General features: G+C 59.8%; 2 protein-coding genes. Both read right to left on the bottom strand.

All coding sequences use genetic code 11. The features are described from left to right. On the bottom strand, positions 1-306 hold a 306-nt coding region (locus ACZXDY_RS46290), incomplete at its 3' end, for a dioxygenase family protein (protein WP_464350070.1). Further along, the coding region (locus tag ACZXDY_RS46285) for a dioxygenase family protein (protein WP_464350069.1) at positions 307-630 on the bottom strand (324 nt) is incomplete at its 5' end.

Below are 630 nucleotides of genomic sequence, written 5' to 3'. Positions count from 1 at the left end.
GGCATCAGTGCCGACGCGGCCGAAACCGCGGAATTTCGTGTTCGGCAGCGCGCGCTTGTCCTGCGGATCGGCGAAGCCACCCTGGCTGTCGGCCTGCCAGAGTTCCAACATGCAGTCCGGCACCGGCTGGCCATCTCCATCGAGCACGCGACCTTCGATGCGAATCCGTTCGCCTGAGGCATCGGGCGTCACTAGATTGCCGGTAAAGGCGTCGTTCCAGTCGTATTGGCCGTTTGGCGTCAGACCATATTTGAAGTACGGGCCGACCGTCTGCGAGGGCGTGATACCTTTGTCTTTGTCTTGCAATTAACCGTTCTCCATGGGTGTGGCGTTCCTGCCGCGCAGCACGATATCGAAGCGGTAGCACAGCGCCCATTCCGGCTGAGTGTTCTCCAGATCAAAGGACGAGACAATCCGCGCACGCGCTTCCTCGTTCGGCACCGAATTGAAGATCGGGTCGAACGCAAACAAGGGATCGCCCGGGAAATACATCTGCGTCACCAGGCGCGAGATGAATGAATGCCCGAACACCGAGAAGTGGATGTGGGCCGGGCGCCAGGCGTTGTAGTGATTGCCCCAAGGGTAAGCGCCGGGTTTGATGGTGACGAATTTGTAGTAGCCGGACGCGTC

The organism is Bradyrhizobium sp. LeoB3 (assembly GCF_055456055.1).
This window is presented reverse-complemented; position numbering and strand designations above follow the sequence as displayed.